General features: G+C 34.2%; 7 protein-coding genes. 6 read left to right on the top strand and 1 reads right to left on the bottom strand.

Features of this window, described 5'->3' with window-relative positions:
• On the top strand, window positions 1–267 hold a 267-nt coding region (locus ABYT26_RS16965; RefSeq protein WP_372756096.1), incomplete at its 5' end, for a hypothetical protein.
• Between the two features lie 25 nt (window positions 268–292).
• Window positions 293–1,768 carry a hypothetical protein gene (locus ABYT26_RS16960; protein ID WP_372756094.1) on the top strand — a complete coding sequence of 492 codons (1,476 nt, stop codon included), beginning with the start codon at window positions 293–295 and terminating at the stop codon, window positions 1,766–1,768.
• 521 nt (window positions 1,769–2,289) lie between these two features.
• Here the strand turns inward: ABYT26_RS16960 and ABYT26_RS16955 are convergent.
• The gene (locus ABYT26_RS16955; protein WP_372756092.1) at window positions 2,290–3,342 is read right to left on the bottom strand and encodes a 3-deoxy-7-phosphoheptulonate synthase; all 1,053 of its coding nucleotides are present in this window, start codon (window positions 3,340–3,342) and stop codon (window positions 2,290–2,292) included.
• Window positions 3,343–3,621: 279 nt separating this feature from the next.
• Here ABYT26_RS16955 and ABYT26_RS16950 point away from each other — a divergent pair, with 279 nt between their 5' ends.
• From ABYT26_RS16950 to ABYT26_RS16935, 4 genes are all read left to right on the top strand, one after another.
• Window positions 3,622–3,897: a hypothetical protein gene (locus ABYT26_RS16950; RefSeq protein WP_372756090.1), complete on the top strand. Its 276-nt coding sequence runs from the start codon at window positions 3,622–3,624 to the stop codon at window positions 3,895–3,897.
• 410 nt (window positions 3,898–4,307) lie between these two features.
• Window positions 4,308–6,182 carry a DUF3858 domain-containing protein gene (locus tag ABYT26_RS16945; RefSeq protein WP_372756088.1) on the top strand — a complete coding sequence of 625 codons (1,875 nt, stop codon included), beginning with the start codon at window positions 4,308–4,310 and terminating at the stop codon, window positions 6,180–6,182.
• Window positions 6,166–8,070, top strand: a complete 1,905-nt coding sequence (locus tag ABYT26_RS16940) for a DUF3857 domain-containing protein (RefSeq protein ID WP_372756086.1) — start codon at window positions 6,166–6,168, stop codon at window positions 8,068–8,070. The genes ABYT26_RS16945 and ABYT26_RS16940 overlap by 17 nt, the downstream gene beginning before the upstream one ends.
• Before the next feature lie 156 nt (window positions 8,071–8,226).
• A partial coding sequence (locus ABYT26_RS16935; protein ID WP_372756084.1) for a YhcH/YjgK/YiaL family protein occupies window positions 8,227–8,651 on the top strand: 425 nt, incomplete at its 3' end.

Raw genomic sequence — 8,651 nt, 5'->3', positions numbered from 1 at the left:
ATGAAAGAAGAAGGCACCGAAAACATTAATGGTGTTAAATGTACCAAATCGGTATTATGGAATAAAGACAATACAAACCAAAAAATGTTTACCATGTGGTTTTCCGATAAGTATAAATTCCCCATGAAAATGGTTAACCATATCGATGGTTCGGAAGAATCGGGAATGGAAATGAAAGATGTGGAAGCCTGGACTCCGGAAAGTGGATTTTTCGAAATACCCACTGGATACCAAATAATGGAAATGCCCGGAATGCCCGGACAATAGAACGAAACTATAAAAAGATATAATCATGAAAAATGCAGCCCTTATTTTTACTCTTTTCTTATTGTTTTTTGGGGTTGATAAAATAAAATCCCAAATGGTAACTTACAGTGGTCCGGTTGAATATCATCTGGAAATGATAAAAACAGCTGGTGGCGAAGGAACTGATGGTGGTTACGATTGGAATATAAGTGTAAATGAAAAACGTACTATTGAAGGTTCATTTTTTGTGACTTTTACGGGAGGTGAAGCAGCTGGTTATTCAGCATTTCAATTAACAAGTATCGAAGAAAACATCAACTACACAAATACTGTAAATAACGAAGGAAACGACCAAAAAACGAAGCAAGCCTGTTACGACGACCGACTGGTTTTTATTGAAAATGCCACTCCGGGCGATTCACGCACACAACGAACCAGTGTAAATACGAGTCGTGTAAATCCAGAGAAACCAGTTATTGACGGAGGACAAATGATGTTTAGAGGAAATAAGTACACCTTTATATTAATGGGGGAAATGAAAGTAAAGACCAACATGGAAACTTATCTGGAAGAAACATTCCCATGCTTGGATACTATTATTCCGCCAAAAACAATGTCTACTTCCACTACTGTTGATATGCCAATTGTAATTTCAGGAGAAAAAGCCCTGGACAACCGAAATATACTAGAAGGTGTTTATATGAAAACAAACGAGACCAGCAACGACTGTAATAAATGTTTGGGTAGTTTAGGACGAATGGTACACGGCGACGTAAACTGCTCCTATATTTCAAAAATTACCACATCGTGGACTTTGGTTAAACGCACAAAAGAATGTGATGCAAGTGTTACGTATTTAAAGGGCGATGTAAAAATAAATGGTGAGCCGGCAAAAAAAGGGACAACTAAAATTGGTGCCGGCGATGTAATAGAAACAGGAGAAAAATCGAGGATTTCTATTAGTTTAAAAAATGGCAACGAAATTTATCAGTTGGGTTCCAAGTCGAAACTTCAACTAACTAATCCGTGCAAACCCAGTTCTGGAAATCCGCAGGAGAAAGGACAGGCAGTTGTGAATTTCCTCAAGGGGAAAATCTTTTCGCAACGTAACCCCGGCTCTTATACCCGCGATGATTTTGAAAGCGAAGAAGATTGGCAACGATTTAAAAGTCAAAACATTAGTTGGTTCCGATATGGCGGTGCAGGGGTAAGAGGGTATATAGTAAAAGCCCCAACCGTTTATTTTGCATCAATAAATTCGAATACAAATCACTATTATCTCGCTCCATCCGACCCTGAGAAAGAGGAATTAATCCCAGAATTTAGTTCCATTCCAAACCACGCCAGTGCTTTTTACATGCATTGTGAAGACGGAGAAGTTAAAGATTTAACGGTGGTTAAAGGAACTTTAAAAATTGAAGATTCCTACCAACTTAAAAGTATGGAACTTAACGAAGGCACTGTAATAAACAAATGGAACGACGGAACCATTATTTCCAATGTGGTTATATCAACAAAATAATTTAAAAAAAAGATTTCCTCTGTACTATTTTTAAGAATTCAGAGGCAATCTTTTCTTACTTCGGTATTCCTATTTTCAGCGTTTCTCTACTTCTGCCTGAAATAAATCTGGATAGTTACTCTGGTAAAATTAAAGTTATCGCGAAATTGGTTTTCGATGTAAAGGCAATATAGTAACTCTTTTATGTATTTCTCTTTTACGCGAGATTGGACTGCAGTTTTCGATAACTTCGAACAATACTTCTTTTGACTCTAAAAATAGACTTATCAGAATTCCGAGATATTTTTACCAAAGAAAAATTATTAGAATCTGAATATTGCAAAGACGGCTCTTTCTTTTTTACAATAAGAATTCAACAAAAATTACCACTTCTCGATTCTACGCAAGCTATAAATTTAACATAAAAAATAGAATTCTTTTTTCGAAATTATCAAAACACCGATGAAAAATGTGAAGACAGTTTCAAGCCTTTTAAACTATCTTCACAAAAATATTATACAGGTGATAAATACTATTGAGACCTATTCAGCTTTTATCTTTGTACAAAAATCCCGTAGGATTCTCTCCGTTGATTCAAAATCGAGACATTCATCAGTTACTGAAACTCCATATTTCAGTTGTGATTTATCAGCAGGAATGCTCTGTTTTCCAAATTTCAAATGACTCTCAATCATGAATCCCATAATGGATTTATTGCCATCAACAATTTGATCTGCAAGTGAATTCAAAACCAATTCCTGATTTTTTGCCTTTTTCTTACTATTAGCATGGCTACAATCCACCATAATTCTGGCATCAAGACCTAAATTTGAAAGTTTTTGCTCTATTTCGGCAATTTGTGACGCTTCATAATTCGCTTTTTTCCCTCCTCGCAATATGATATGCGTATTAGGATTGCCCAAAGTATGAATTACCGCAACCTTTCCTGCTGGATCGATACTCACAAAATGATGAGCTTCGGCAACTGCCTGCATGGCATTAATTGCAATATCGATATTGCCATCAGTTCCATTTTTAAAACCTACTACCGAAGATAAACCACTAGCCATGTTTCTGTGGCTTTGCGATTCGGTGGTCCGTGCACCAATGGCTGTCCACGAAAATAAATCCTGAATGTATTGTGGCGTAACAATATCCAGAGCTTCGCCCGCAGCAGGCAAACCTAAATCTGCCACATACACTAGTAGTTCGCGCGCCTGTTTCAATCCATCCTGAATTTTGCAAGTATTATCTAGATATGGATCATTCACCAATCCCTTCCATCCCAATGTTGTTCGCGGTTTTTCGAAATAAACACGCATCACAATAAAAAGCTGATCTTTCAATTCATCAGCCAGCTTCTTCAGCTTTTGGGCATATTCTTTTGCCGATTTAATATCATGAATAGAGCAAGGTCCCACTACAACCAAAAATCGCTTATCCGATCCATTCAAAATATTCTTTATGGATTCCTGTCCATTGCGCACGGTTTCAATGTGTTTCTCGTCAAGTGGATATAGTTTTTTTAATTCTGCAGGAGTAATAATAGATTGTTCTTCACTCACATTTAAATTCTCTATTCTGGAATCCATCATATTTTTTACTCGTTTATATTTTATCGTAGTACCAATTTATTTTCTGTGAAAGTAAACTTTATTTTTCTGAATCCGAATTTTACTCGCACATCCCAGCAAAATTATCAGCAAAAAAAATATTTTCCACATTCCATAAATTCGTTCAATTAAATTAAACAGTTTAAAATAGCAATTGGAATTTGAGAGAACAAGATCGTTTTGTTAATTTCACCACATCTGGAAGAGTAAAACCAGACTCAATTTGCAAAATCTCTTTCCAAACAATCAGAACCAAAAAAAATGAAAGAAGCACGAATTTATGTTGATTTTAATGATATGCTAGAGGACAATTTAGTTCCTCTTTCTGAGAATGATTTGATAGAAGATTCAAAAGGGAATAACATCGAATTAAAAGCTGGAATACACATAAAAATTTACGCAGACGACTTTAGCTCTTGCCATAAACGAGATAACTTAATAGCGGAGGGAATCGTAGAAGAAGATAGCGGATGTGGCCCAATGAAGTGGAATTGCAGAATTGACAAAAAAGGAATTTACAACGAATCACAAGGCTAATAACTTCTCCTTGCAAATAGTTAAAAACAAGTTTAACAAAACGACTCTGCAAGATTTATCGATTAACTATACTTGAATGAACTAAAATGGAATGGGAAATTTACAAGCTGTAAATTTCCCATTTTTCATTTCTCATATCAAGCAATTTTATCAATTTTTACTAAAGAACATAACAACAAATATCATTTATCCAAAACTATACCGTCAATGTAAACACTAATTTATACAAATTCTATCATAATTAAGTACCTTGTTATTAAGCAATAAATCATCATTATAGGTATATTGGTTACAATTTGGTTCTTGATTACGTTTTATAGGCATGAATTTACTCAATTTCTGTTCAACACTACCCTATAAGTCTTTATTCTCCAAATTCATTCTAATCAAAATACCTAAACACAATTACTATGAAAACAAATTTACTCCTTTACCTATTTCTTCTTTCCTTTTTTTCTGCTAGTGCCATAAAAGACCCAATCAGGTTCGGTAAAATTGAACTCTCCGATCTTAAAATGACAGCCTATGAAAAAGACACGTCGGCCGCAGCAGTCGTTCTATGTGACTTTGGCTATTTCGATGCAAGTGAATTGGAATTTAAAAGAATCGTCCGAATTAAAATTTTAAAGAAGGAAGGATATGTTTGGGCCGACAAAGTTTTTGCAACATCAGCAAAAGCAGATATTCGAGGCATTACCTACAATCTAGTGGATGGTGAAATCGAAAAGACCAAACTCAGTAATAAATCCATATTCTCCGATCGGATTACAGAAAAATACTATAACATGCGGGTAGCCATGCCAAATGTAAAGGTAGGATCGGTTATCGATATAGAGTTTAGACAATTTCTGATTCCCAACGAATGGGAATTTCAGAAATCGATTCCAGTTATTCATAGCGAACTAATTATTGAATCATCGGAATTTTTAAGTTACAAAAAAAGTTCTTTTGGCTACGAACCCCTCAGTCTATCTGTAGATGGACATTGGATTGCTAAAGATATGCCTGCCTTTAAAGCAGAACCATTCATTAATTCAAGTAAAAATTATATTACAAAACTTGAATTCAATATTAATAGTATAAGTATCCCTGGAGAATATTACCTATCAATACACTCTTGGAAAGATATCTCTAAAATATTGTACAAATCTGAAGATTTTGGATTGGTTATTAAAGCTTCAAGATATTTAAGTCCTTTAGCTGATAAAATAAAATCCCTAGAACTATCTAATATTGATATGATTAAGGCTGCATTTAACGAGATTAAAACCATAAAATGGAATAAAGAGGACCGTTTATACACCTCAAAACCGAACCTTAAAAAGGTTTACGAAGAAAAAATTGGTAATTCTGCAGATATCAATATTGCCCTTTTACAATTGCTAAGATTACTAGACTTTAAAGCTAACCCTGTCGTACTAAGCACAAGAGATAATGGTATTCTTTCTCCCACAGGTCCAAACATGAACAAATTAAATCATGTAATTATTTGTGTAAAATTAGAAAATGAAGACCTTCTGCTTGATGCATCGGAAGAATATTTACCTTTTAACATTTTACCAAAAAAATGTTTCAATATGGGTGGAGAGTTAATTGCTCCTACCTTCGTAAAATCCATTCCTTTAAAAGCAACAAAAAAAGACAAACAATTTACTTCTTACAATGTAAAAATTGACGAAAATTTAAACCTAACAGGACAATTGCAATGTTGTAAATCTGACTATGCTGCATTTAATCTTAGAAAATATATTCACTCATTCAATAGTGAAGAAGAATTTTTAAACGATCTGACCTCTAGAAATTCAGGATTGAAAATTAAAAAATCAGAGTTAAATAACATAGACGAATTAAATCTTCCTGTAACAGAAAAATATGAGGTAAAAATAGCAAATCAGATTACACAAATTGGAGATGAATATTACATCAACCCTATGCTTTGTGAGCAAATAAAGGAAAATCCTTTCAAAATGAATGAAAGAAAATACCCTATTTCTTTTCCTTATCAAAAAGTTAAAACCGTACTTATTAACTTTGCTTTACCAGAAGGCTTTGAACTTGTTGAACTTCCCAAACCAGTAAAAATGAAGCTTCCTAACAATAATGGAGCTTTTGTTTACTACATCTCCAATAATAACAATACAATCAACTTAAAATTCTCCTACTCCATTAATAAGGAGCTATTCTTACCCGCAGAATATTCAAGCTTAAAGGAGTTTTACAATCTAATCATAGCCAAACAAGCACAACCTATCATCTTAAAAAAATCTCATGAAACTAAAATCTAAACTAGTTTTTCTTGCTTGTCTACTTATTTCTAACCTTGCATTCGCAAAAGAGAATAAGTACAAGCTTGCCGATATTCCAAAGAATTTATTGAGCAATGCAAAGGCGATTGTTAGAACAGAAAGTAGAGTCTTTGAAATTTCATCGCCAAAAAAAGCAATCGAAAAAGTTACTTATGCAATCACAGTATTGAATAATAATGGAATTGAAGATGCTCAATTCATAGAATTTTACAACAAATTTTCGAGTGTTAAAGTTAATAGTGCTAAAGTATTTGATAAAAATGGAGATCTAATCAAGAAAATTAAATCGTCTGACATATTAGATTACAGTGCAATTTCTGGTTATTCTCTATTTGAAGATAGCCGTGTAGTCTACATCGATCCGGAATGTAGAACGCTGCCTTTTACTGTTGAATATTCTTACGAAATAACATACAATGGAATCTTAAACTACCCGACATGGTATGCCAACAAAGACTTTAATATTGCGGTAGAAAAATCCGATTTTACGGTTATAGCTCCTAAAGATTACAAATTTCGATATCTCGAAAAAAACACGAATAATCCATGTGAAAAAGTTACTCATGAAGAAAATACAAGCTACAAATGGTCTGTGGAAAATTTAAAAGCAATCCTTCAGGAGGATTACAGTCTTCATTTCGATAAACTGAGTCCTACTGTTTTTACAGCTCCAAGCAATTTTGAATTGGGTGGTTCGGAAGGAAATATGGAATCGTGGAAAAATTTTGGAAAGTGGATCTACGATTTAAACATCGGCAAGGATGACTTAAAAGAAGATAAAGCTTTGGAAATTAAAGAATTGGTAAAAGATACTGAGACGGACAAGGAAAAAGTAGCCATTCTCTACAAATATCTTCAGAACAAAACCAGATATGTAAGCATTCAGGTTGGCTTGGGCGGATGGCAAGCCTTCGATGCCAATATCACAGATAAATACTCCTATGGCGATTGCAAAGCACTAGCAAATTACATGAAGGCGCTCCTAAAAGCGGTTGATATAAAATCGTTTTACACAATAATAAAAGCTGGTGTATACGATCCTAATTTTATCGCTGAATTTCCATCCAATCAGTTCAACCATGTTATTCTTTGTGTACCATTTCCCAAAGATACCGTCTGGCTGGAATGTACGAGTCAGAAATTACCATTCGGACATGTTGGCAGCTTTACCGACGACAGAGAAGCTCTTTTAATTACCAAAACGGGAGGAAAACTAGTAAAAACACCTTCCTATTCGAATAAAAACAATCTTAAAACAAGTATTTCGCACGTTCAACTTGGAGAAGATAGCTCAAAGGCTGATATTAAAATCTGCTACGAAGGAAGTTACTACGATAGAATGACCTACTACTTGTCATTAGAAGAGTCTGAGCGTAAAAAGTTCATCATGAAAAATTTAAATGTTCAAAATTTTGAGCTTTTAAAATACGATCATCTGGAAAAACGCTCTGCTCAAGCTGAAATCGATCTAAACTTATCTCTTTCGATCCGCCAATATACAAGTCTTTTGGGAGATCGAGTTATGGTTCCCTTAAATCTGCTAAGCAAAATCAGATCTGTACCATCGCAAACTTATGAACGCAAATCAGACATAAAAATTCAGCGCTCCGAACAGTTAGTAGACACCGTTGTTTATGACATTCCTGAACAGTACGGAATAAGGTATATTCCTGAAGATAAGATCATCGATTCTAAGTATGGAAAGTATCAAATTAAGCTGATTAAGTCGGACAGGCAAGTCATATATATCCGTAAATTAATTTTAAACAAAGGAATTTATCCTGCTGAAGAATTTGACGATTTTACAAGTTTTTTCGAAGACATAGAAACAGCTGATAACCTTAAATTTATCTTACTAAAAATTTAGAAACGCATAAAGAAAACCAAAGGAGCACTAGGATCAATCTAGTGCTCCTTTTATCTTGTCTCTTCTCGTCATAATTCTAAAAATTATATAAAATAAATCTTCCCAATTGCACTTCAAGTTTCAGTATTATTACGAACTTTGAAAAAAATTACTAAAATGATCGTAGACAAAATTGAAAACGTGCAGCTGTATGCTGGTTTAAGCAATCGCATCGACAAAGCATTAAACTACATGAGCACAACGGATTTAGTGAATACTGAAATCGGCAAATATGAAATCGAAGGCAATAATGTCTTTGCTTTGGTTCAGGAATACACGTCAAAAAACCCTGAAGATGCCAAACTTGAAAGTCATTTCGAACACATCGACATTCAATACATTATATCTGGAGAAGAAATGATGGGACTAAGTATTTTAACAAATCAAGTTCCACACACTGTAATCGATGAGAAAGATGTTGCTTTTTATCCTAACGATTCAACTCCTTTTAAATTAGAAGAAGGAATGTTTGCTATTCTTTTCCCTAACGATCTTCACTGCCCGGGAATGAAGTGCGATGAAAATTCGAAAGTGAAAAAGCT

The organism is Labilibaculum sp., assembly GCF_041595635.1.
Taxonomy (GTDB): domain Bacteria; phylum Bacteroidota; class Bacteroidia; order Bacteroidales; family Marinifilaceae; genus Labilibaculum.
The sequence above is the reverse complement of the archived record's forward strand: the minus strand, read 5'-3'. Positions and strand labels throughout refer to the sequence as shown.